We start from the raw sequence: 24,423 nt of genomic DNA, 5'->3' as shown, positions 1-24,423 counted from the left end.
AGCATGCTGTATCAAGGGGCGAAGTGCATTGAAGACACCCCAATCGCCCCATGAAAGCTTCCCAGTTCCTCATTTCCACCCTCAAAGAAGCCCCTGCTGACGCCGAAGTCGTCAGCCACAAGCTGATGATGCGCGCCGGCATGATCAAAAAGCTGGGCGCTGGCATTTACAACTACATGCCCATGGGCTTGCGCGTGATTCGTAAGGTCGAGGCCATCGTCCGTGAGGAAATGAACCGCGCCGGGGCAGTCGAGCTGACGATGCCGGTTGTGCAGCCCGCCGAACTTTGGCAGGAAACGGGCCGTTTCGAAAAGATGGGGCCTGAGCTTTTGCGCATCAAGGACCGCCATGACCGCGACTTTGTGATCCAGCCCACCAGCGAAGAGGTGGTGACCGACATCGCTCGCCAGGAAATCAAGAGCTACAAACAGTTACCCAAGAACCTGTACCAAATCCAGACCAAGTTCCGCGACGAGCGCCGCCCGCGCTTTGGTCTGATGCGTGGCCGCGAGTTCATCATGAAGGACGCATATAGCTTTGACCGCGACCAGGACTCCGCCAAGGCCAGCTACCAGGTGATGGCTGGCGCCTACCGCAAGATTTTTGACCGCTTTGGCCTGACCTACCGCGCGGTGGCGGCTGACAGCGGTGCGATTGGCGGAGACTTGAGCGAAGAGTTCCAGGTGATCGCGGCAACCGGCGAAGACGCCATCGTCTACTGCCCAGGCAGCGAGTACGCAGCCAATATGGAAAAAGCAGAGGCCTTGGCGCCCGCAGGGCCCAGAGGACAGGCGCAAGCAGCTATGGAAAAGATAGCGACTCCGAGTAAGAGCACCTGCGAAGATGTAGCCGCGTTGCTGAATGTCCCTTTGTCTACCACCGTCAAATCGCTGGTGCTTGCGACCGACGCCAAGGACGACAAAGGAAACATCGTCAAGACCCAGGTCTGGCTGCTGCTGTTGCGCGGCGACCACGACATGAATGAAGTCAAGGTCGGCAAACTCGCTGGGCTCGCGGACTTCCGTTTTGCTACCGTGCCCGAAATCGAAGCGCACTTTGGCTGCAAACCTGGCTACCTAGGCCCCATTGGCCTGAAGCAGCCGCTGAAGATCGTGGCTGACCGCGAAGTGGCTGTGATGGCCGACTGGATCTGCGGCGCGAATACTGAAGACTTCCACATTCGCGGTGTGAACTGGGGCCGTGACCTGCCCGAGCCCGACATGGTTGCCGATCTGCGCAACGTTGTGGCGGGCGATGCCTCGCCGGATGGCAAGGGCGTGTTGGCGATTGAGCGTGGCATTGAGGTCGGCCATGTGTTCTACCTGGGCACCAAGTACAGCAAGGCCATGAACGCGACCTTCTTGGACGTGAACGGCAAGCCGCAGTTCATGGAAATGGGCTGCTACGGCATCGGCATCACCCGCCTGCCTGCCGCGGCCATCGAGCAGAACCACGACGACAAGGGCATCATCTGGCCCGACGCGCTGGCACCGTTTACCGTGGTGCTGTGCCCGATCAGTCCGGATCGCTTCCCTGAGGTGAAGGCCGCATCCGACAAGCTCTACGCAGATCTGCTGGCAGCGGGTGTGGACGTGATCCTGGATGACCGCAATGAGCGCCCGGGTGCGATGTTTGCCGACTGGGAACTGATTGGTGTGCCACACCGCGTCAACATCGGCGACCGTGGGTTGAAAGAGGGCATGGTCGAGTACCAGCACCGCCGCGATGCGGCCGCAACCAGCGTTCCTGTGGCGGAGATCGCAGCGCTGTTGCGCTCCAAACTGCAGGCATGACCGAAGGTTCAGAGCGCCGGATTACTTCCAGGCGCTTCTGCCTGCAAACTGCATTGGGATTGAATGGGCTGCTTCTGCTGCCCAAACTAGCGTTGGCTGGCGGGCAAATTGAAGAACCCCTGGCCGATGCGGTACGCAATGCGATGAGCGACGCGGTAAAGGGGGACGCACCGCCTGAGCCGGTTTTCTCCAGCACTGAAGCGAGGTTGCATTACCTGCGCTGGAAGATCGAAATGAACAAGCGACTCATTGGCCGCAAGTCCGATCTGAAGACACTGCAGGAACGGGAAGAATTTCTGCAATCTGCCTGGTACAACAGCAAGCGTAGTCGGCTGGATGTAGACGTCGTTCTGGGACTGATTCAGGTTGAAAGCAACTTTCGCAAGAGGGCGATCAGCTGGGTGGGAGCGCGCGGCTATATGCAGGTCATGCCCTTCTGGATCCGGTTGCTGGGCGAGAAAGACGCGAGCAAGCTATTTCACATGCAAACCAATCTGCGCTTTGGTTGCGTGATCTTGCGGCACTACCTCGATATCGAAAAAGGCGACTTGTTCATGGCGCTGGGGCGATATAACGGGTCTCGTGGCAAGGCGCCGTATCCGAACTCAGTGTTCGCGGCCAAGAAGAATTGGGAGTTTTCTGGGGTTTAACTTCCCCTCGGGCGGATCGCTACTTCTGGATCAGGCGTGTCGGGTACTCTTTTCCGTACGTGTCCCCCGCGCCCTGAGGGCGCTCCTCCTTGACCTCCCGGAAAAGAGCACCCAACCCACCTGATCTCACTCGGTGCTGGCGAGCCAGTGACCCGGAATGCACTTCTCGGCTAGCAGTCTCTCAAGCTGAGGGTGCGGGGTAAGCCCCATTGCGAAATCAAGGAGGAGGGGCCCTCAAGGCCCCGGGGGACATTCGCTTTGGGGTTTACCCCGCGCCGTCAGCGGGCGAGCGAAATGCCTTCAAGGAACCGAGAAACTCAGACTGGCGTAGAGCCAATCGTCTTAGCAAGTTCACCGGACTCATACATCTCCATCATGATGTCCGATCCGCCAATGAACTCACCCTTGACGTAAAGCTGAGGGATGGTGGGCCATTGGCTGTATTCCTTGATGCCCTGGCGGATTTCTTCGTCTTCCAGCACGTTGACCGTCTTGATGGTCTTGGTGTCGACGCCGATGGCCTTCAGGATCTGGATCGCGCGGCCGGAGAAACCGCACTGCGGAAAGCTGGCGTTGCCCTTCATGAAAAGCAAAATCTCATTGGACTTCACCAGGGAATCAATACGTTGTTGTGTGTCGCTCATGGCCAATTTCCTTCGGTAACAAGCCCCGATTATTTCACTTCTCAGCCGACGGGGTTGGGCGGGTGCCCATGGCAGCGCCCGGAGCAAGGCTTTTTCCGGATAATCGGCGGATTCTGAATTTGGACATTCCCATGAAAATTGAAAAAGACACGGCCGTTACCCTGAGCTACAAAGTGGCCGATGGCACAGGCAAGGTACTGGAAGAAAGCAAGGAGCCCATGGCCTACCTGCATGGCGGCTACGGCAATACCTTTGCCAAGATTGAAGACGCGCTGCAAGGCCAGGACGTGGGTTTCAGCACGATGGTGGAACTCAATCCCAGCGAGGCGTTTGGCGAGCGCAACGAGGCGTTGATGCTGACCATCCCCAAGACCCAGTTCCCACCCGGCGTGAAGGTCGGCGGCCAGTTGGAAATGCGCGGCGACGATGGCGAGGCCCATGTGTTCACTGTGCTGAAGATCAAGGGTGACCAGGTCATGCTGGATGGCAACCACCCGATGGCTGGAAAGACCATGCGCTTTCACCTGAAGGTGGTGGAAGTGCGCGCCGCGTCGGCTGAAGAAATTGCCCATGGTCATGTCCATGGCGCACACGGTCACCACCACTAAAACAAAAAAGGCGGCCAAGCCGCCTTTTTTATTACGCCACCGGCACTTCCGGCGTCAATACCGGTCCGCGGCCGCTGAAGCGTTCCAGCGCCAGGTAAATCACCGGCGTGATGAACAGCGTAATTGCTTGTGAGAACACCAGGCCACCGACAACCGCCAAGCCCAACGGCTGACGCAGTTCGGCGCCAGCGCCCAGACCCAGTGCAATCGGAATCGCACCCATCAGCGCGGCCATCGTGGTCATCATGATGGGGCGGAAGCGCAGGATGCAAGCCTCACGAATCGCTTGCTCCGGCGTCATGCCCATATGGCGCTGCGCGTCCAGTGCGAAGTCGATCATCATGATCGCGTTCTTCTTCACGATACCGATCAACAGCACGATGCCGATGGTGGCGATCAGCGTCAGATCCTGGCCGAACAGCATCAGCGTCGCCAATGCACCCACGGCCGCAGAAGGCAGGCCCGCGAGGATGGTGATGGGGTGGATATAGCTTTCGTACAGCACGCCCAGCAACACGTAAATCACCACCAGCGCTGCAACAATCAGCACGGCCTGGCTGCCCTGTGAGCTTTTGAACACCGCCGCATCGCCACCGTAGCTGGTGATGATGGAAGCTGGCATCTGAATCGCTTCGCGTGCCTTGTCGATCTCGGTGGTGGCGTCGCCCAGAGCAGCGCCAGGCGCCAGGTTGAACGACACCGTGACGGCCTGCAACTGGCCCACGTGGTTGATGGACGTAGCGCCGACGGTGCGCTCCACCGTGGTGAAGCTGGACAACGGCACCAGAGCGCCTGTCGATGAACGCACATAAATGCCGCTCAACGCGCTTTCGTCCTGCTTCTCTTCGGGCGCCACTTCCATGATCACCTGGTAGCTATCGGTAGGCAGGTAGATGGTCGAGACCTGGCGCTCACCGAAGGCACTGAACAAAGCGCTGCGCACCGCGTCCATCGACACGCCCAGCGCATTGGCGCGGTCACGGTCGATCTTGAGCTGGGCTTGCAGTGCGCGGAGTTGCGCATCGCTGGTCACGTCGCGGAACAGCGGGTCATTGCGCAGCTTGTCTTGCAGCTTGACGGCCCAGCCGTTCAGTTCGTCCGCCCGCACGCTTTGCAGGATGTACTGGTACTGCGCCTTGCTGGGGCGTCCGCCCAGTTGCAAGTTTTGTACAGGGCGGAAGAACAGGGTGATACCAGGAACTTCACGCACTTTCTTGCGCAGGCTCTCCACGACCTTCTTCATCGGTGGGCGTTCGCCTTGGGGTTTCAGGTTGATAAACATGCGGCCCGTGTTTTGCGCTCCGTTGCCGCCATTGAAGGAGCTGACCGTTGCCACATTGGGGTCGGCGCGCAGCAAAGCAGCAGCGCGCTCTTGCAGGCGAACCATCTCGGGGAAGGATGTGTCTTCACCCGCTTCGGTAGAAATCTGGATCTGGCCAATGTCTTCTTCCGGGAAGAAGCCTTTGGGGATGAAACTGAACAACACTGCGGTGGCTACAAAGGTCGCCAGCGCGAGCACGATGATGGCCTTGCGATGGCCCAGAGCGATGTCCAGTGCGCGGGTGTAGCTTGCGAGCGTGGCGTTGAAGCCGCGTTCAAACATTTGCACTACAGGGCCGGGCGCCTTCATGTGCTTTTCATCTTTCAAGAAGCGGCTGGCCAGCATGGGCACCAGCGTCAGCGACACGAAGGCAGACACGACGATGGACAGGCCCACCACGACTGCAAACTCGTGGAACAGCAAGCCGATCACGCCAGGCATGAAGAAGATCGGGATGAACACCGCGATCAGCGACGTGGAGATCGAGATGATGGTGAAGCCCACTTCGCGCGCGCCGCGCAGCGCGGCCTGGAACGGGTCTTCGCCATGCTCCACGTGCCGCATGATGTTTTCCAGCACGACGATGGCATCGTCCACCACCAGGCCGACCGCCAGCGTCAGCCCCAAGAGGGAGATGTTGTCCAGGCTGTAACCGAAGCCCCAAAGCAGTGCAACGGCACCAATCAGCGACACCGGCAGCGAAAGCGCAGGAATCAGCGTGGCGACCACGCGGCGCAGGAACAGAAAGATCACCAACACCACCAGAACGATGGTGCCAATCAACGTCAGAGACACATCGTGCAGCGCCTCGCGGACCGACTTGGAGCGGTCATTGATGGGCGTCATCTTGACCGACTGTGGCATCTGGCTTTGCAGATTCGGCAGCGTCGCGCGAATGGCGTCTACCACCCGCACGGTGTTGGCGCCGGGTTGGCGCTGTATCGCGATGCTGATGGAGTTTTCGCCGTTCAGTGTGGCCCAGCTCTTCAATGATTCCAAGCTGTCTTCCACCGCCGCTACATCGCGCAAGCGCACGGGTGTGCCGCCCTTGGTGCTGACGATCAGGTTGGCGAAGTCCTCGGCGTTGCGCAACTGGCGGTTGGCCTGCAGCGTTAGTGTTTGTTTGTCGCCGTCCAGTGTGCCCACCGGCGTATTCACGTTGGCAGCCCGCAGTGCCGTGCTCAATTCGTCAAGACCCAGGTTGCGTGCCAAGAGCGCGGCGGGCGATACGCGCACGCGCACTGCGTAACGCTTGGCGCCGAAGATGTTGACCTGCGCGACGCCGTCAATCGTCGACAGCGTGGGCGAGATCAAATGTTCGGCATAGTCCTGCAAATCGGATGGTGCCAGCGAAGGCGAAGTCAGCGCGATGAAGAGGATGGGCGCATCGGCCGGGTTGACCTTACGGTACGCTGGCGTCGATGTCATGTCGATAGGCAGCGAACGCTGTGCGCGTAACAGCGCGGCCTGCACGTCGACCGAGGCCGCATCGATATTGCGGCCTTCTTCAAACTCCAGCGTCAGCGAAGTGTTGCCCAGCGTACTGCTGGAGCTGATGGTCTTCAGACCAGGGACGGTCTGAAATTGCTTTTCCAAAGGCAGCGCCACCGACGTCGCCATGGTTTCTGGATTCGCGCCCGGCAAAGAGGCGCCCACGTTGATGACCGGCGTGTCGTAGCTGGGCAGTGCCGCGACCGGAATGCTGCGAAAGCCGATGACCCCGGCCGCTACGATGGCCAGGTTCAGCAGCACGGTCATCACCGGGCGGCGGATGAAGAGTTCGGAGAGATTCATGACTTGGCGCTGCCGTTGGCATTACCGGTCTTGCCGTCTTTGCCTTCTTTTCCCTTGTCCACGATGGGTGCGCCGGGGCGCAGGTTTTGTCGTCCGTCCAGCACGACGATGTCACCCGCGTTGATGCCGGTGACGGCTGCGTCACTGCCCTGCGTGCTGACCAGTTGCACCGGGCGCAGTGCCGCCTTGCCGCCTTCGACGACATAGACAATGCTGCCGCGCGCGGTCTGCACGATGGAGGCCTGCGGAATCACGATCGCGTCCTTGATGGTGTTGACATTCAGCGCCACATCCACGAACGCGCCGGGCCACAGCTTGTTGTCGCGGTTGGCAAAATCGGCCTTGACCTTGATTGCACCGGAAGCAGCGTCCACGTTGTTGTCAACAAACCGCAAGCGGCCTTTGAACTCACCCACGCCATCGGGCAGTGTGGCAGTGACCACACCGGCATTGCTCTTGAGCGCGCCGAGCGCGTCCGCCAGGTTGCGCTGCGGCAGGCTGAACACCACACCGACCGGGTCGAGTTGGGTAATGGTGACCAGCGGCGTCACGTTGGCCTGCACGGAGCTGCCCGCGGATACGTTGACGGCGCCAGCGCGGCCTGCCAGCGGCGCAGTGATGCGCGCGTTGGACAGTGCGACCTTGGTCGCGTCAATCGCGGCCTGGTCGGCTGCAACCGTAGCGTTGGCCCCATCCACCAAAGCCTGTGCGGAATCAATCGCGCCTTGCGACACAAAGTTTTGCGCCAGCAATTGTTTGGCGCGGATCAGCTGGCGCTGTGCGTCGGCAAGCGTGGCGTTGTCCTTGGCCATTTGCGCGCGGGCTTTGGCCAGGTTGGCTTCTTCATTGCGGGCATCCAGCGTGATCAGCAACTCGCCAGCGCGCACAAACTGGCCGTCCTGGATATGCACTTGCACCACCGGGCTGCTGACCTGGGCTTTGACTTCCACGCTGGTCAGTGGGGTGACGGTGCCTGTGGCCTTGAAGGCGACGGGCAGGTCGCGCTTTTGCGCCTTGACGGTGGTCACGCTGACAGGGGCCATGGGCGCAGAAGCACCGGCGGCAGGCGTGGCGGCTGCGGGCGCCGAAGCTGCTGTGGCGGGGGCGTTACTGGCGTCGGACTTTTCGGAGCAAGCCGACAAGGCCACCAGAGCCATGACGCAAGCGGAAAGGGTGAGGTAGGAAGGAGATTTCATGGGGTGTCGAAAGTGGCTTGTCATCATAGGACTTCTCTGTGAAGTTTGTGTGTACTTCCTGCGGGAAATCGGGCTCCGCTGCAGCGCAAAGTGCCCGTTAAATCCGTACGGGATTGCGCTTGTTCCAGGCCTGCTGTGGTCAGCAATGCGCACACGGCATCCGACTGGTCATGGCCGTGTTCCAGCAGTAACCAACCCCCGGGCAACAAGTGATCGCCTGCGTTGGCAATGATCTGGCGTATGTCGTCCAGCCCGTCCGGGCCGCTGGTCAGGGCCTCTATCGGCTCGTGGCGCAGTGCGGGAAGGTGCGAGTCCTGCTCGGCGATATACGGCGGGTTGGAGACGACGACTGTGTATCGGTTTGGTAAATCTGCGAACCAGGAGCCTTGCGAAAACTGGATATTGAGGCCCAGTCGTTGCGCGTTGGCTTGGGCTATTTGCAGCGCATCAACGCTGAAATCGCGGGCATGGACTTCGACATCGGCGCGGCTGTTCTTGATCGCCAAAGCAAGCGCACCGCTGCCGGTACCCAGGTCCAGCACGCTGGCCTGCGCAGCGCCCTCCAGAACATCCAGCGTCCACTGCACCAGGGTTTCGGTATCGGGCCGGGGCACCAGTACGCGGGCATCGACTTGCAGGTCCAGGCCGAAGAATTCCTTGTGACCGGTGATGTATGCAACGGGCTCACCGTCCAGTCGGCGCTGCACAAAGGCTTGCAAGACCTGGGCTGCTGGTGCGGGTAGCGAATCCGTGTCGTGTGCCAGCAGCCAGGCGCGTTCCGCCACCGGCCGGCCCAGTGCATGCAGTACCAGCATCTGCGCGTCCAGCCGCGCCAGACCTAACGCTTGCGCATGGGCCAGCGCTTGGGCTACGGTGGTTGGAACAGAGACGTTTGTCATCAGGATTGCTACTGTATTGATAGCTGCTTACGCACGTCTTTCGCGCTTTGGAGGCCTATTTGTTGCTCAATTCGAGAGCCGCCAACTGCTCCGCCGCCTCATAGGCCTGCAGCGCATCCACCACATCTTGCAGGTCGCCTTCCATGATTTGCAGCAACTTGTACAGCGTCAGGTTGATGCGGTGGTCGGTCAGGCGGCCTTGCGGGAAGTTGTAGGTGCGGATGCGGTCGCTGCGGTCGCCGCTGCCGACCAGGCTCTTGCGCTCGGCCGCGTCTTTCGCAGCGCGCTCGCTGCGGTCCTTTTCGTGGATACGAGCGGTCAGCACCTTCAGCGCCTGCGCCTTGTTGCTGTGCTGGCTGCGACCGTCCTGGCATTCGGCAACGATTCCAGTCGGGATGTGCGTGATGCGCACCGCCGAGTCGGTCTTGTTGATGTGCTGGCCACCGGCGCCGCTGGCACGGTAGGTGTCGATGCGCAAGTCCGACGGGTTGATCTTGATGGCCTCTGCCTCGTCCTGCTCGGCCAATACGGCGATCGTGCAGGCGCTGGTGTGAATGCGGCCTTGCGTTTCGGTCGCCGGCACGCGCTGCACGCGGTGGCCGCCGGATTCGAACTTTAGCGCACCATAGGCGCCAGTGCCGTTGTGGTGGCCTTCCATGCGCACCACCACTTCCTTGTAGCCGCCCAGTTCGCTTTGCGATTCGCTGACGATCTCGGTCTTCCAGCCACAGCGGTCGGCATAGCGGGTGTACATGCGCAGCAAGTCGCCAGCAAACAGTGCCGACTCGTCGCCGCCCGTGCCAGCACGGATTTCGACAAACGCGGGGCGGGCATCGTCCGGGTCCTTGGGCAAGAGCATGCGTTGCAGCTCCGCTTCCAGTTGCGCCAGTTCCGCAGTGGCCGACGCGATTTCTTCTTCAGCCATCTCTGCCATGTCGGGGTCGGATTTCATTTCCTCCGCACTGGCCAGATCAGCCTCGCGTTGCTGGTAGCGTGCCCAGCGTGACGCGACGGCAGATACGTCGGTGTGCTCACGCGAGAGCTTCAGGAACTGCTCCATGTCCTTCATGATGTCCTCGCGAGACAACAGAAATTCAAGTTCTCCCTGGCGGTCGGTATAGCGAGCGAGTTGTTGACGAAGGAATGGTTTCATGGGACTGCAATTCTGGTGATTGGCAACGCGACGACGGTAAGGCCCTAGTCGAAGCGAGAAAACAAAATATGGCTGCTAGGCTCCCGCATCAGTCGGCGGGGCGAGAGGGGCTGGGGGAGAGTGGGGGCTAGCCCAGCTAACGCTCTTTGCGCAGGAAGAAATGCCGAATCGCGTTTTGCGCGCGCTCGCGTGCAGTCGCATCACCCGTATGCAGCTCGGCCATGGGCCCGTGCAACATCTTTTGCGTCAGTCCCTTGGACAAGGCTTCCAGCACCGCGTCCACATCGTCACCACGGGCAATGGCCTTCCGCGCGCGGGCCAACTCCAGCGCGCGCCATTCGTCGGTCTGTGCTTGCAGTTGCTGGATCAACGGCACCGCGCTGCGTTGCTCGATCCAATGCAAAAAGCCCTGCACGCCAGCGTCCACAATCGCTTCGGCCTGTGCGACAGCAGCCTGGCGGCTGGCCTGGGCGGTCTGCACCACGCTGGAGAGGTCGTCCACGGTGTAGAGGTAAATATCTTCCAGCGCGCGCACTTCGGGTTCGATGTCGCGCGGCACGGCCAGGTCCAGCATGAACATCGGACGGTGCTTACGTTTCTTCAGCGCACGTTCCACCGCGCCGAGACCGACAATAGGCAATGTGCTGGCGGTGCAACTGATCACCACGTCAAATTCATGCAGGCGATCCGGCAGGTCGGCCAGGCGCATCACTTCCGCGCCAAAGCGCGAAGCCAGCTTTTCGCCGCGCTCCAGTGTGCGGTTGGCAATCGCCATCTTGCGCGGCGTTTTGGCGGCGAAGTGGGTCGCGCAGAGTTCGATCATGTCGCCCGCACCAACAAACAGCACCTGGACTTTGCCCAGGTCTTCAAACAGGTTGCCAGCGAGTCGCACGGCAGCGGCGGCCATGCTGATCGAGTGGGCGCCGATTTCGGTGGAGGTGCGCACTTCCTTGGCGACAGCAAACGAACGCTGGAACAGTTGGGATAGCGTGCTACCCAAAGCGCCCGCCGCATCGGCCGCGCGCATCGCGTCCTTCATCTGACCCAGGATTTGCGGCTCGCCCAAGACCATCGAGTCCAGCCCGCTGGCCACGCGGAAGGCGTGGCGCGCGGCCTGTCCGTCTTCCAGCACGTAGGCGTGGGAGCGCAGTTCGTTGGTGTTGACGCCGCCAGATTGGGCCAGCCAGGCCAATGTGCGCTCCAGTTCGACCTCGTCGCCAGCGCAATAAATCTCGGTGCGGTTGCAGGTTGAGACGATGGCGGCTTCGGGAGAACGCGAGAGAGATTGGCGCAAACCGCTCAAATGCGGCTCGATCTGGTCCATGGCAAACGCGAACCGTCCCCGCATATCCAGCGGAGCGGTGGTGTGGTTGATGCCGAGAGCCCAGACTGCCATGTGACCTCGATTATAAAATCGATGTGCTTATTCAACATTCAGGGCTTAATTGCCCCTGCATTTACCTTCTGTCATGGGCCCGCTGGACCTCCTCAACCATATCCTGAACTTCGTGGCCCCGGCCTTGGCCGTGGGCTGTCTGCTCGCCTTGTTGGTCTGGATTTTCAATAGAAAAAGGCCCGCAGGCCGCGTATTGATGGCGCAAGCAGCTATCAATTCCGTAGCGGGTATGGTGGCCCTGGCCGTCGCGCTGTGGTTCTTCGGACGCGACGGCAAGATGGCCGCCTATGCCGCGCTGGTCGTCGTCTGTGCGACCAGCCAGTGGCTGGCCATGCGGCGCTAACCCCTATTTGAATCGTTATGAACCTGAACCAGATCACATTGCCTGCGCTGGATGTAGCCGCCAGCGTCGCGTTTTACAAGCGCTTGGGCTGCACATTGCTGGTCGAATCGGCGCACTATGCACGCCTCAAAGCGCCCAAGGGCGATGTCACGCTGTCTGTGCATTGGGTAGACCCAATTCCCGAAGCACCGCAGACCGTTGTGTATTTCGAATGCGGCGCGCTGGATTTACGCGTCGCCGAGCTCAAGGCGTTTGGCGTGCAGTTCACACAGGAGCCCCAAGACGAATCCTGGTTGTGGCGCGAAGCCCGCCTGCTGGATCCCAGTGGCAATCCCATTTGCCTGTACCACGCGGGTGACAACCGGCTGAATCCGCCATGGCGCGTGGGCGGTCAGCAGCCGGTGGGCCTGGTCACGCCGACACTGGAGACGCCGCGTTTGCTGCTGCGCCCCTTGCTGCAAAGTGATTTGCCGGAATTTCTGGAGATCAACCGCGATGAAGAAGTGACGCGCTATCTGCCTTATGCGGCCTGGGTGGCAATGGACGACGCTGTGCACTGGTATCACCGCATGCTGGGCCTGATCACGGACGGCAAGATTGCCTACAACGCGGTAGTGGAGAAAGCCACCGGCAAGGTGGTCGGGGGCACCTTGCTGCGTGACCTCGATGGTGATACCGGCAAGCTGGAAGTCGGCTATGTGCTGGGCCGTGCCTTCTGGGGCAAAGGACTGATGCGTGAGGCCGTGGGTGCGGTGGTGGACCATGCGTTTGCGACACCCCAGATGCGTCGCGTGGAAGCGCATATCGATGGTCGCAACATCGCTTCACAAAAACTGGTCGAGGGACTGGGCTTCCAGCGCGAAGCGCTGTTGCGCGACCACTGGCTGGATAAAGGCGACGTGTCCGACTCGTTGATTTACGGCGTTCTGCGCCGGGAGTGGAAACAGCCTAAACAGGACTAAACAGGTCCACCCGGTCGGTGATGATGCCGTCGGTGCCGAGGTTCCATAGCCGCTCGGCGGCCCATTCGTCGTTTACGGTGTAGCTCAGTGTTCTAAAGCCCGCGCTTTTGGCTTGGGTCACTGAGCTGGTGTCCCACAGTGAGTGGTTGCAGACCACGGCTTGGCAGTCCAGCGTCAGCGCCGTCTCTACCCAGCCTGTCCACAGCGTGTCGAGTAGCAGACCGCGTGGCAATTGCGGCGCGGTGGCCAGTGCGCCTTCCAGCGCTTCTGGTGCAAACGAGGTCAGAAAGGGCGGTACCGCAGCGTCTTTCCAAAGGTGCACCGCATGCTCGGCCACGACTTCGCCCGTACGGCGCTCGGTGCCCGGTGTGGGTTTGATTTCAATGTTCAGGAAGTAGCCGTTGGCGATGCAGTAATGCGCAATCGCGGCGAATGTGGGGATGGGCTCCCCGGCAAAGCTGCGCGAGTGCCAGCTTCCGGCGTCCAATTGGGACAACGCGCTCCACGGATATTCGCCCGCGACAGCGCTTAAACCGGTGCCCCATTGGGCCTTGGCGTTGGTGGTGCGCTGCAATGTGCTGTCGTGCAGAAGAAAGGGCACGCCATCCGCGCTTAGTTTCACGTCGCATTCGAACATCCGGTACCCGTGGCTCGCGCCCAGTCGGAATGCTGCGAGTGTGTTTTCCGGCGCCAGCTTGCCAGCACCGCGGTGGGCAACCCAGCGGGGGTAGGGCCATGGCGGCAAAGTGTCTGTTGTCATCAGCTTTCTACACGTCGACCGGTGGTGGCATCGAAGTGGTGAATTTTGCCTGCGCGCGGCGTGACATGCACTGTGCTGCTAATTGTCGGCACCGCATCGGATTCTTCGATGCGCACGATCACCGTGTCGTCTGCCGAACTATCGACCCAGCGGCCATAAACAAGACGCTCGGCACCCAACAACTCCACCGCCTCGACCCGCAGTGCCCAGCCCGCGGGCGTGATGTCCAGATGCTCAGGCCGAATGCCGGTGATGACACCGGGCTTGGCGTTGGGGGCACTCATGAGAAGGTTCATGGGCGGCGAGCCAATGAAGCTAGCGACAAAGGTACTGGCCGGACGGTTGTAGACCTCTTCGGGTGTGCCGAATTGCTCCATGCGGCCTGCGTTCATCACCAGCATGCGCTGTGCCAGTGTCATCGCCTCAACCTGGTCGTGCGTCACAAACAGTGAGGTAATGCCCAGCTCGCGGTGCAGTTTCTGAATCTCCAGCCGGGTTTGCGCGCGCAGTTTGGCGTCGAGGTTGGACAGCGGTTCGTCAAACAAAAACACCTGCGGCTGCCGCACAATGGCACGGCCCATCGCCACGCGCTGGCGTTGCCCGCCCGACAGCGCGCGGGGTTTGCGATCCAGAAAAGGCCCTATCTCCAGAATCTTCGCCGCCTTGTCCACGCGCGCCTTGATCTCGTTCACCGGGACCTTGGCAATCTTCAGCCCATAGGCCATGTTGTCGAACACGCTCATGTGCGGGTACAGCGCGTAGTTCTGAAACACCATCGCAATGTCGCGCTCGGAAGGCTCGAGGTCATTGACCACGCGCCCACCAATCGAAATGTTGCCTTCGCTGATTTCCTCCAGCCCGGCGACCATGCGCAAGAGCGTGGACTTGCCGCAGCCCGAAGGACCCACGATGACGACGAACTCACCATCGGCAATGGATGCGCTCACGCCATGGATGACCTGGTTCGCGGCCTTGCCACTGCCGTAGCGTTTGATGACGTTTTGAAGTTCGATGGAAGCCATTATTTTTCCGAATCTACCAAGCCTTTGACAAACCACTTCTGCATCAGGATGACTACCAATGCTGGCGGCAACATCGCCAGCATCGCGGTGGCCATCACGATGTTCCATTCGGTCTGCGCATCGCCGCCTGAAATCATCTGCTTGATGCCGACCACCACTGGGTACATGTTTTCTTCGGTGGTCACCAAGAGCGGCCACAAGTACTGGTTCCAGCCATAGATGAACTGGATGACGAAGAGCGCGGCCACGCTGGTGGCAGAGAGCGGAACCAGAATGTCCTTGAAGAAACGCATCGCGCCCGCGCCATCCACGCGCGCGGCTTCGACCAGTTCATCAGGCACCGTAAGGAAGAATTGGCGAAACAGGAAAGTGGCGGTGGCGGAGGCAATCAGTGGGACGGTCAGCCCCGCGTAGCTGTTGAGTAGACCCAGATCAGCGACCACCTGGTAGGTCGGGCCTATGCGTACCTCTACCGGCAGCATCAACGTGACAAAAATTGCCCAGAAGAAAGCCATGCGAAACGGAAAGCGGAAGTAGACAATGGCGAAGGCTGATAGCAGCGAGATCGAGATCTTCCCAAGCGAGATGACCAGTGCGGTCACCAGACTGACCACCATCATGCGGCCCACCGATGCATGCGAGCCGCTGCCTTCGCGGCTACCAGAGAGGGCGGTCTGGTAGTTCTCTACAAAGTGCGCGCCGGGCAACAAGGGCATCGGGGACTGCACTACGTCTTGCGAAGTATGGGTAGAAGCGACAAAGGTGATGTAGATCGGGAAGGCGATGACAAGCACCCCGATGATCAGGATCAAGTGCGACAGAAAACTTAAGCCCGGGCGGCGTTCAACCATGAAGAGTCCGCATCAGTAATTCACCTTGCGTTCGACAAAGCGGAATTGAACGACCGTCAGTACGACGACGATGGCCATCAGCACGACTGACTGTGCAGCCGAGCCACCCAGGTCCATCGCCTTGAAACCGTCGAAATAGACCTTGTAGACCAGGATGGCCGTGTCCTTGCCGGGGCCGCCCTTGGTCGCCGCATCGACGATGGCGAAGGTGTCGAAGAAGGCGTAGACGATGTTGATGACCAGCAGGAAAAACGTGGTGGGCGACAGCAGCGGAAACTGGATGGTCCAGAAGCGGCGCCACGGGCGCGCACCGTCAATCGCTGCGGCTTCTATCAACGATTTCGGTATCGACTGCAAGCCCGCCAGAAAGAACAGGAAGTTATAGGAAATCTGTTTCCAGACAGCAGCCATCACGATCAGCGTCATCGCGTGCTGGCTGTTGAGCAACGGGTCCCAGTTCAGGCCGATATGGCGAATACCGTAGGAAACGATGCCAATGCTGGGCGCAAACATGAACAGCCACAACACGCCCGCGACGGCGGGCGCGACCGCGTAGGGCCAGATCAAAAAAGTGCGGTAAATGCCGGAGCCACGGACCACGCGGTCGGCAAACACCGCGAGCACCAGCGACAGGGAGAGCCCCAGCGTGGCAACCAGCAGCGAGAACACCGCAGTCGTCTGAAACGATGCGAGGTAAGACGCGTCATTCCACAGGTTGCGGAAGTTCTCCAACCCGACAAATTCGACAGACGTACCAAAGGCATCGGATTGCAGCACCGATTGGTACAGGGCCTGCGCCGCGGGCCAGAAGAAAAACAGCGCGATCACGGCCACCTGGGGTGCAATCAGCACCCAGGGTAGCCATAGCGATTTGAAGACGACGCGTTTTTCCACAGATGCAGAGCTTACTTCTGCTTATTGGCTTTTTCGAAGCGATCGAGCATTTCGTCTCCGCGCTTCACGATGGCGTCCAGTGCTTCCTTGGCCGACTTCTTGCCAGCCCAGACCTGCTCCAGCTCTTCGTCTTCAATGGCGCGGATCTGCACATAGTTGCCCAGACGGATGCCGCGTGACTTGTCGGTGACTTTGCGGATCATCTGGTTCACGGCGACATCGGTGCCGGGGTTTTGTTTGTAGAAGCCGGATTTCTCGGTCATCTCAAATGCGGCGGTGGTGATGGGCAGGTAGCCCGTGCGCTTGTGGCTGGCGGATTGCACTTCGGGCTTGGACAGGAAATCGAAGAATTTGGCGATGCCTTTGTATTCCTCGGGCTTCTTGCCGGCCATGACCCACAGGCTGGCGCCGCCGATCACGGTGTTCTGCGGCGCACCGGGCACGTCCTGGTAGTGCGGTAGCGGGGCCAGGCCAAACGCGAACTTGGCATTCTTTTTCACGTTGCCATAGAAGCCGCTGGACGTGGTCATCATCGCGCACTCGCCCGATGCGAAGCTGGCCTCGGGCACATTGCCACGGCCCTTGTAGACAAACAGGCCTTGCTTGGCCATGTTGGCCAGGTTCTCGATATGGCGGATGTGCAGCGGTGAGTTGACCTTGAGCCGCGCATCCATACCGGCCAGACCGTTCTGCTTGGTCGCGAATTCGACGTTATGCCAGGCGGAGAAGCTCTCCAGTTGTGTCCAGCCCTGCCACGAGATGGAGATCGGGCATTTGTGGCCATTGGCCTTGAGCTTGGCCGCTGCCAGCGCCACTTCAGGCCAAGTCACTGGCGCCTTGTCAGGGTCCAAGCCAGCGGCCTTGAATGCGTCCTTGTTGTAATAGAAAACCGTGGTCGAGCTATTGAACGGGAAGCTCAGCATCTGGCCATTCGGCGCGGTGTAGTAACCGGCGACGGCAGGAACATAGGCCTTGGGGTCGAACTTGTAGCCCGCGTCGGCCATCACCTTGCCTGCGGGCACGATGGCGGTCTTGCTGGCCATCATCGTGGCGGTGCCAACCTCAAAGACTTGCAGGATGTGCGGTGCGTTGCCGGCGCGAAAGGCTGCGACGGCCGAGGTCATGGATTCGTCGTAGGTGCCTTTGTAGGTGGGGGTGATCTTGTAGTCTTTCTGGCTGGCGTTGAACTCCTTCGCCAGGTCATTGACCCACTCGCCGTTGACGGCGGTCATCGAGTGCCACCACTGGATTTCGGTCTGGGCTTCTGCGCCCGAGGACAAGGCGGTAAGCGTCAGGGCGGCAATGATGGGCAAAAAACGAAAAGGTTTCATGGGGGCTCCTGGGGAGGTTGGGCGAGTTTCAGACCGATTACAACGGACATACCCCTTGGCTCTGCCTAGTGCTTTCCACTAGAGCGGCGCGCTATTGCTGCACTGCGGTACTATCTCTGGTCCGCCTCTGCGGGCCAGTACGCGCCGCACCGGCCGCAACCCCCAAATATTGATGAACGCACCCACATCGCTCCATCACTTGCTGCCCGCATCGGGCAGTGCCGCGCCGTCGCATGAGCGCATCCGCGAAATTCCGTACAACTACACCTCGTTTTCCGACCGCGAAATCGTGATTCGCCTGCTGGGCGCACAGGCGTGGGAGAAGCTGAACCAGCTGCGCGGTGAACGCCGCACCGGCCGCTCTGCCCGCATGTTGTATGAGGTGCTGGGCGATATCTGGGTCGTGCAGCGCAACCCCTATTTGCAGGATGACTTGCTGGACAACCCGCGGCGTCGCCGTATGCTGGTCGATGCGTTGCAGCACCGGCTGGGTGAAGTGGAAAAGCGCCGCACGCCTGACACCGACCCCGAACGTGATGCGATGGTCGGCTCGCTGCTCGTTGCTGCGCGCGCATCTGTAAGCGCATTCGATGCCTCCTTTATTGAAGTGGCCGGGCTGCGTAAGAAGACGCAAAAGGTTTTGTACCGCTTGACGGCCAAAGACAACGTCAAGTTCGACGGTCTGAGCCGCGTGTCCCACGTGACCGATGCGACCGACTGGCGCGTGGAGTACCCGTTTGTAGTGCTGACGCCGGACTCTGAAGAAGAGATGGCCGGGCTGGTCAAGGGCTGTATCGAACTGGGCCTTACCATCATTCCGCGTGGCGGCGGTACCGGCTACACCGGCGGGGCCATCCCGCTGACCTGGAAGAGCGCGGTGATCAACACCGAAAAGCTCGAAGCCATGACCGAAGTGGAGATGAAAACGCTGCCCGGGATGGATCGGGAAGTGGCAACCGTCTGGTCTGAAGCCGGCGTGGTGACGCAGCGCGTGGCTGATGCGGCCGAGCGCGGCGGCTTTGTGTTTGCGGTGGACCCGACCTCTGCCGAAGCCTCGTGCATCGGCGGCAATATCGCGATGAACGCGGGCGGCAAGAAGGCCGTGCTGTGGGGCACGGCGCTGGACAATCTGGCCAGCTGGCGCATGGTGACCCCGCAGGCTGAATGGCTGGAAGTCACCCGCATCAACCACAACATGGGCAAGATCCATGACGTGGACGTGGCTAGCTTCGAGCTGCAATATTTCAAGGCCGATGGCAAAACGCCAATTCGCTCGGAGCGGCTCGATATTCCCGGCGCGACTTTCCGCAAGGAAGGCCTGGGCAAAGACGTTACTGACAAGTTCTTGAGTGGCCTTCCGGGTATCCAGAAAGAGGGCACAGATGGCCTGATCACCAGCGCGCGCTGGGTCGTGCACCGCATGCCTTCGCATACGCGCACCGTCTGCCTGGAGTTTTTTGGCCATGCCCGCAACGCGGTGCCCAGCATTGTCGAAATCAAGGACTTCATGTTCGCGGAACAAAAGCGTTCGGGCGTGCTGCTGGCCGGGCTGGAGCATCTGGACGACCGCTACCTGAAGGCCGTCGGTTACGCGACCAAGAGCAAGCGCGGCGGCTTGCCGAAGATGGTGTTGGTCGGCGACATTGCCGGTGACGATGCCGACGCCGTGGCCCGCGCGACCAGCGAGGTGGTGCGCATCGCGAACTCGCGCAGCGGCGAAGGCTTTATCGCCATCAGCCCCGAGGCGCGCAAGAAATTCTGGCTGGACCGCAAAAAGACCGCGGCCATCAGCAAACACACCAACGCGTTCAAGATCAACGAAGACGTGGTGATCCCTTTGCCACGAATGGCGGAGTACACCGACGGCATTGAGCGCATCAACATCGAGCTCTCGCTGCGCAACAAGCTGGCGCTGTGCGCCGCGCTGGCTGAGTTTCTGGGCCGCGGCAGTTTGCCGTTGGGCAAGTTGGACGACGCCGTGCCTGCGGCCGAGTTGCTGGAAGACCGTGTGGCGCAAGCCCTCGCTCTGGTGGAGCAGGTGCGCAGCCAGTGGCAGGAGTGGCTCGACCAGGTCGATACCTTATTCCCGCAATTGCAGGAGCATTCGCTGCGAGCCAGCTGGAAGACGCAGTTGCGTGCGCCGCTGCAAGACATCTTCACCGGCGGGGCGTTCGAAGCCATCTTGGCCGAATGCAGCGCGATTCACCAGCGCGTGCTCAAGGGCCGTGTCTGGATAGCCTTGCACATGCACGCGGGTGACGGCAATGTACACACCAACATCCCCGTCAACAGCGATGATTACGACATGTTGCAGGCTGCCCACGGCGCAGTCAAACGCATCATGGCGCTGGCGCGTTCGCTGGACGGCGTGATCTCCGGTGAACACGGCATTGGCATCACCAAGCTGGAGTTTTTGAGCGATGCCGAGCTGCAGCCGTTTACCGATTACAAGGCACGGATTGATCCCGAAGGGCGTTTCAATAAAGGCAAGTTGCTACGAAATAAGGAGCTGCCTACGCTTGCTGGGCGGGCGTTGGAGGCCAATTCTTCTCACAACCCGGTGCAGATTTATGCCGACCTGACCAACGCCTACACACCGTCGTTTGGCCTGATGGGGCATGAGTCGCTGATCATGCAGCAGAGCGATATTGGCGATATTGCCGACTCGATCAAGGACTGCCTGCGTTGTGGCAAGTGCAAACCGGTGTGCGCGACCCACGTGCCGCGCGCAAACCTGCTGTACAGCCCGCGCAACAAGATTCTGGCGACCTCGCTGTTGGTCGAAGCTTTTCTCTACGAAGAGCAGACGCGCCGCGGCATTTCAATTCGCCACTGGGAAGAGTTTGAAGACGTGGCCGACCACTGCACGGTCTGCCACAAGTGCGAATCGCCGTGCCCGGTGAAGATCGACTTTGGCGATGTGACGATGAACATGCGCAACCTGTTGCGCAAGATGGGGCAGAAGTCTTTCCGCCCTGGTAACGCCGCAGCGATGTTCTTCCTGAACGCTACCAACCCAGAAACCATCAAGCTGATGCGCACAGCGATGGTGGGCGTAGGTTTCAAGGCCCAGCGCCTGGCGAACCAGGTATTGCGTCTGGCAGCGCGCAAGCAAACGAACAAGCCACCGGCTACGGTGGGGACTGCTCCGATTAAGGAACAGATCATCCACTTCATCAACAAGAAGATGCCCGGCGGCCTGCCCAAGAAGACTGCGCGCGCCTTGCTGGACATTGAAGATGCGGATTACGTGCCAATCATCCGCAACCCGAAGACAACGACAGCCGAAACCGAGGCGGTGTTCTACTTCCCCGGCTGCGGCTCGGAGCGCTTGTTCAGCCAGGTGGGTCTGGCAACCCAGGCGATGCTGTGGCACGCCGGTGTGCAAACCGTGTTGCCGCCGGGCTACCTGTGCTGCGGTTACCCACAGCGCGGCAGCGGTCAGGCCGACAAGGCCGAAAAAATCATCACCGACAACCGCGTGCTGTTCCACCGCGTGGCCAACACGCTGAACTACCTGGACATCAAGACCGTGGTGGTGAGCTGCGGAACTTGCTACGACCAGTTGCAGGGCTACGAGTTCGACAAAATCTTCCCTGGAAGCCGCATCATCGACATCCATGAATACCTGCTGGAAAAGGGCATCACGCTGGTACCGGATGGCGGCGCGGGCACAGGCTACCTGTACCACGACCCTTGCCACACGCCGATGAAGTTGCAAGACCCGATGAAGACCGTCAAGGCGCTGGTGGGCGATGCAGTATTGAAAAGCGAACGCTGCTGTGGAGAGAGCGGCACGCTGGGCGTGACGCGGCCGGACATCTCCACGCAAATCCGTTTCCGCAAGGAAGAAGAGTTGCGCAAGGATGAGACGGCGCTGCGTGCGCTGACGGCTCCGACCGATGGCGCAGAGGCAACGGAACCTGCGAAGGGCAACATCAAGATTCTGACGAGCTGCCCAAGTTGTCTGCAAGGCCTGTCGCGCTACGGCAATGACCTGAATAATGGCCTGCTGGAAGCCGACTACATCGTCGTGGAGATGGCGAATCAAATCTTGGGTAAAGAGTGGCTACCTGAGTACGTGCAAACGGCCAATGCCGGGGGCATTGAGCGGGTGCTGGTGTAGTACTGCCGTAATCGCGCATGGCAGCAAATGCTCTGATTTCCTGCCTGTGTGTAACCCGCAACCGTGTGGCGATGCTGCGCCGTGCGGTGGCGTGTTTTCTGAGTCAGACCTACGAAGCGCGAGAGCTGGTCATCCTGTACGAATCGGATGACCTGGCGACCCGCGAGTTTGTGCTGACGCTTAACAATCCCAGAATTCTGTCGCTGGAAGTGGGGGCGTCACCAAGACTCCCCCTGGGAAGCTTGCGCAATCTTGCGGTGCGCGCCTGCCGCGGCACTTACATTGCCCAATGGGACGATGACGACTGGTGCGCCCCCCTCCGGTTGGAGGCGCAAATTCACACGATACAGTCAACCGGACGCTTGGGTTGTGTCCTGACGCGTTGGGTGCTGTATGACGCATTGACCCGTACGGCCATGATTTCCGGCGAGCGCACGTGGGAGGGTAGCCTGGTTGCCAGGCGCGAATCGGTGCCCGCCTACGCCGAAATCTCCAAGCAGGAAGATACGCCCGTAATCGAGCGCATGCTGCATGCCAATCAGCTTGCCGGTCTGAACCGTCCGGATCTGTATGTGTACGTTTACCATGGCGAAAACACATGGGAGCGCGCGCACTGGGATACGGCCATCGCGCCGTTTGCGCAAGCACTCTCACCGGAGGAAACCCGGCAAGTTGAATTGTTATTGCAGGTACAAGGAAGCTAGATGATTGACAGATTGCGCCAGCATATCGAGCAAAAGCTGAAGGATGCACGGCTGGAGCAGTTGCCCTTCCCGCATCTGGTCATTGAGGAGTTTTTCCCGCCAGAGGTCTATGGCTGGATTCTCGAAGCGAATCCGTTCAACCAGAATACGGGCGCACAGTGGATGACACCTGCCCAAGCGCCGACAAAGACTTCCACCCCCTATTGGGCGCGCCGGCAGATCAACTTCCACCAGGATCAGATCTTTCAGGCGTTGCCGGAACACCAGGCATTTTGGGAGGCGATCAAAGCGTGTTTCCTGGCGGACCACTGGTTCGTCAATCTGGTCGTTGCCAAATTTCCTGAGTACTTCAGTTTGCGATTTGGCGAGATCGTGCAGTCGCCGGACTTTCTCAACCTGCTGCGCAAGGAACTCTTCGTGCAGCAACATGAACCCGGTTTCAATATTGGACCGCATACCGATATTCCAACCCGCATCTTCACCTGCATCTTTGCTTTTGCAGACAGGCCAGGTTTTGAAGAATACGGTACGCAACTGTGTGTGCACCGTAATCCGCTGGTGCGTTGTTGGGGCAATAACCACTACCAGCCTGACGATTTTGTGGTCAAAAAGGTGGCGCCTTACAAGCCCAACAACTTCTTTCTTTTCTTCAAAACCCGCCAGTCTTTCCATGCGGTAAAGGCGATTGATGAGGCCGTGCCCAATCGACGCTACGGCATGCAATTCCAGCTTTATGAGCCGCCGTTTGGTTTGTTCCACGACCTGTCCGAGCCAGACCTGATGGTCACCAAACTCGCGAAGTAATGTCCAACATGAAAAACTTTGCGGCGATTTGCGCTGATCCCTCGGGCCTCAATCCCGGCATGTTGTCGGTGGATTTGGCACTGGACAGCGTGTTTCGCTCGCTCCCAGGGCGCAATACGCTGACTTACCTCAACCCCAAAAGAGCGAGAAGCGTGCCTGGTAACAGAGAAGGGCTGGAATACCTGGCGTTGAATAGCCCTGAGGAACTTGAACGCTACGATTGCATCATCTATTGGGGTGATTTTGTGCACTGGTTGCCCTACGCGCACTGGGATTGGCCATATGAAAATCCGCTCCTCGAAGCAGGCTGGAGCGTGCCAAAAATGGTGGATCACTGGTATCGCATGTTTTTGCTGGAGCAGCATGCCGCACAGTTTCGCGACCGCGTCATTGTCTTTGGGGGCACTTTTTACGGCATGACCGCGCGGCATCTGTCAGACACCCGATACCAGTCCGCATTGGCCTCCTTGTTTAGTGTGGCCCGGCTGGTTGCTCCAAGGGATTTTGTGTCGGCCAACCTGGTGCCGCACATTGCGCCGGACCAAGGCTACACCCTGGGATGCGATTGCGCTTTGCTGCTGGATGCCGATGCCGCGCTACCTATGGATTTGGCCCAAAAGTTTGTCGCGGATACGGTGCCAGAGAAATTCATCGTCTGCTTCTTCGGCCGCTCTGGCATGGATACTTCGCTGATGCGGTTCGCTGAAAGCGTTGCCGCACAATTCCAAGTGCCACTGGTGGTGCTTGACTGGTTGGATCAGCCGGAAGGTCTGGATGGTCTGGCCTTCAAGCTGGCGGTCATACGGCGCGCTGCCGCCGTTATCACCGATACCTATCACCTTGCGGTATCTGGTTGGCGCGAAGGGGTTCCGGTGATTGGCATCGGGCGCGCGCAGTCGCATGCCACAGGCACGCTGGATGACAAAAAGAAGGAGCTGTTTTTCCGCCAAATTCTGGCAGCAGACTACTACCTGTATGCAGAAGAGATTGCTGCAACTTTGGCGAATACTGCGGAGCTGGAAAAGATGGTGCAACGCACGGCTGCGGTTCTGGCAGACGCGGATTCTCTTGCGCAGGTTCAGCAAATTTTGAGGAATCAGGTTTCCGCCGCTCGGCAGAAATTGATTGCGGCACTATGCGCCCCAGCTGTTTGATTTCACGCTGGTGGATGG

At 59.9% G+C, this 24,423-nt stretch carries 20 protein-coding genes; 9 read left to right on the top strand and 11 right to left on the bottom strand.

Annotation, left to right across the window (positions count from 1 at the left end; all coding sequences use genetic code 11):
* Positions 1-50 precede the first annotated feature (50 nt).
* Together AC1DV6_RS04625 and AC1DV6_RS04620 are read left to right on the top strand one after the other, a co-directional pair.
* Positions 51-1,793 carry a proline--tRNA ligase gene (locus AC1DV6_RS04625; protein ID WP_477975571.1) on the top strand — a complete coding sequence of 581 codons (1,743 nt, stop codon included), beginning with the start codon at positions 51-53 and terminating at the stop codon, positions 1,791-1,793.
* Entirely contained in the window at positions 1,790-2,443 is a 654-nt protein-coding gene (locus AC1DV6_RS04620; protein ID WP_477975569.1) for a lytic transglycosylase domain-containing protein, read from the top strand. The genes AC1DV6_RS04625 and AC1DV6_RS04620 overlap by 4 nt, the downstream gene beginning before the upstream one ends.
* Positions 2,444-2,760: 317 nt before the next feature.
* Here the strand turns inward: AC1DV6_RS04620 and grxD are convergent, their stop codons facing one another.
* Positions 2,761-3,087 (bottom strand): Grx4 family monothiol glutaredoxin, encoded by a 327-nt coding sequence (gene grxD, locus AC1DV6_RS04615; RefSeq protein ID WP_477975567.1) that lies wholly within the window; start codon positions 3,085-3,087, stop codon positions 2,761-2,763.
* A 131-nt stretch (positions 3,088-3,218) separates the two neighbouring features.
* Here grxD and AC1DV6_RS04610 point away from each other — a divergent pair, with 131 nt between their 5' ends.
* Positions 3,219-3,695, top strand: coding sequence for an FKBP-type peptidyl-prolyl cis-trans isomerase (locus AC1DV6_RS04610; protein WP_477975565.1), 477 nt, complete (start codon positions 3,219-3,221; stop codon positions 3,693-3,695).
* 31 nt (positions 3,696-3,726) lie between these two features.
* Here AC1DV6_RS04610 and AC1DV6_RS04605 read toward each other — a convergent pair whose 3' ends face one another.
* The 5 genes from AC1DV6_RS04605 to hemA form a co-directional block, all read right to left on the bottom strand.
* Positions 3,727-6,810 (bottom strand): efflux RND transporter permease subunit, encoded by a 3,084-nt coding sequence (locus AC1DV6_RS04605; protein WP_477975563.1) that lies wholly within the window; start codon positions 6,808-6,810, stop codon positions 3,727-3,729.
* Complete coding sequence (locus tag AC1DV6_RS04600) at positions 6,807-8,006, bottom strand: efflux RND transporter periplasmic adaptor subunit (RefSeq protein ID WP_477975561.1); 1,200 nt, start codon at positions 8,004-8,006, stop codon at positions 6,807-6,809. The genes AC1DV6_RS04605 and AC1DV6_RS04600 overlap by 4 nt, the downstream gene beginning before the upstream one ends.
* A 23-nt stretch (positions 8,007-8,029) precedes the next feature.
* Positions 8,030-8,905: a peptide chain release factor N(5)-glutamine methyltransferase gene (gene prmC / locus AC1DV6_RS04595; protein WP_477975559.1), complete on the bottom strand. Its 876-nt coding sequence runs from the start codon at positions 8,903-8,905 to the stop codon at positions 8,030-8,032.
* 55 nt (positions 8,906-8,960) lie between these two features.
* Positions 8,961-10,058, bottom strand: a complete 1,098-nt coding sequence (prfA, locus tag AC1DV6_RS04590) for a peptide chain release factor 1 (RefSeq protein ID WP_477975557.1) — start codon at positions 10,056-10,058, stop codon at positions 8,961-8,963.
* Between the two features lie 136 nt (positions 10,059-10,194).
* On the bottom strand, positions 10,195-11,454 hold the full coding sequence (gene hemA, locus AC1DV6_RS04585) for a glutamyl-tRNA reductase (RefSeq protein WP_477975555.1): 1,260 nt from the start codon (positions 11,452-11,454) through the stop codon (positions 10,195-10,197).
* 73 nt (positions 11,455-11,527) lie between these two features.
* Here hemA and AC1DV6_RS04580 point away from each other — a divergent pair, with 73 nt between their 5' ends.
* Both AC1DV6_RS04580 and AC1DV6_RS04575 read left to right on the top strand, forming a co-directional pair.
* Positions 11,528-11,797 carry a hypothetical protein gene (locus tag AC1DV6_RS04580; protein ID WP_477975553.1) on the top strand — a complete coding sequence of 90 codons (270 nt, stop codon included), beginning with the start codon at positions 11,528-11,530 and terminating at the stop codon, positions 11,795-11,797.
* 17 nt (positions 11,798-11,814) lie between these two features.
* Positions 11,815-12,759, top strand: coding sequence for a GNAT family N-acetyltransferase (locus AC1DV6_RS04575; protein ID WP_477975551.1), 945 nt, complete (start codon positions 11,815-11,817; stop codon positions 12,757-12,759).
* Here AC1DV6_RS04575 and ugpQ read toward each other — a convergent pair.
* The 5 genes from ugpQ to ugpB are packed head-to-tail and all read right to left on the bottom strand — an operon-like array spanning position 12,746 to position 17,617.
* The gene (gene ugpQ / locus AC1DV6_RS04570; protein WP_477975549.1) at positions 12,746-13,519 is read right to left on the bottom strand and encodes a glycerophosphodiester phosphodiesterase; all 774 of its coding nucleotides are present in this window, start codon (positions 13,517-13,519) and stop codon (positions 12,746-12,748) included. The genes AC1DV6_RS04575 and ugpQ overlap by 14 nt on opposite strands.
* The gene (locus AC1DV6_RS04565; protein WP_477975548.1) at positions 13,519-14,541 is read right to left on the bottom strand and encodes a sn-glycerol-3-phosphate import ATP-binding protein UgpC; all 1,023 of its coding nucleotides are present in this window, start codon (positions 14,539-14,541) and stop codon (positions 13,519-13,521) included. Before AC1DV6_RS04565 ends, ugpQ begins: the two co-directional genes overlap by 1 nt.
* Positions 14,541-15,392, bottom strand: a complete 852-nt coding sequence (gene ugpE / locus AC1DV6_RS04560; protein ID WP_477975546.1) for a sn-glycerol-3-phosphate ABC transporter permease UgpE — start codon at positions 15,390-15,392, stop codon at positions 14,541-14,543. Before ugpE ends, AC1DV6_RS04565 begins: the two co-directional genes overlap by 1 nt.
* Positions 15,393-15,404: 12 nt before the next feature.
* Complete coding sequence (gene ugpA / locus AC1DV6_RS04555) at positions 15,405-16,286, bottom strand: sn-glycerol-3-phosphate ABC transporter permease UgpA (RefSeq protein WP_477975544.1); 882 nt, start codon at positions 16,284-16,286, stop codon at positions 15,405-15,407.
* An 11-nt stretch (positions 16,287-16,297) separates the two neighbouring features.
* The gene (gene ugpB, locus AC1DV6_RS04550) at positions 16,298-17,617 is read right to left on the bottom strand and encodes a sn-glycerol-3-phosphate ABC transporter substrate-binding protein UgpB (protein ID WP_477975542.1); all 1,320 of its coding nucleotides are present in this window, start codon (positions 17,615-17,617) and stop codon (positions 16,298-16,300) included.
* Between the two features lie 172 nt (positions 17,618-17,789).
* On the opposite strand from ugpB, the gene AC1DV6_RS04545 reads away from it, so the two are divergent.
* The 4 genes from AC1DV6_RS04545 to AC1DV6_RS04530 are packed head-to-tail and all read left to right on the top strand — an operon-like array spanning position 17,790 to position 24,405.
* Positions 17,790-21,743 carry a DUF3683 domain-containing protein gene (locus AC1DV6_RS04545; protein WP_477975540.1) on the top strand — a complete coding sequence of 1,318 codons (3,954 nt, stop codon included), beginning with the start codon at positions 17,790-17,792 and terminating at the stop codon, positions 21,741-21,743.
* Positions 21,744-21,760: 17 nt separating this feature from the next.
* Positions 21,761-22,447, top strand: coding sequence for a glycosyltransferase family A protein (locus AC1DV6_RS04540; RefSeq protein WP_477975538.1), 687 nt, complete (start codon positions 21,761-21,763; stop codon positions 22,445-22,447).
* Positions 22,448-23,251 (top strand): 2OG-Fe(II) oxygenase family protein, encoded by an 804-nt coding sequence (locus AC1DV6_RS04535; RefSeq protein WP_477975536.1) that lies wholly within the window; start codon positions 22,448-22,450, stop codon positions 23,249-23,251.
* Positions 23,251-24,405, top strand: coding sequence for a hypothetical protein (locus tag AC1DV6_RS04530; RefSeq protein WP_477975534.1), 1,155 nt, complete (start codon positions 23,251-23,253; stop codon positions 24,403-24,405). Before AC1DV6_RS04535 ends, AC1DV6_RS04530 begins: the two co-directional genes overlap by 1 nt.
* Positions 24,406-24,423: the final 18 nt, after the last annotated feature.

This window comes from Rhodoferax sp. P2_H8_2, from assembly GCF_056403235.1.
The sequence above is the reverse complement of the archived record's forward strand: the minus strand, read 5'-3'. Positions and strand labels throughout refer to the sequence as shown.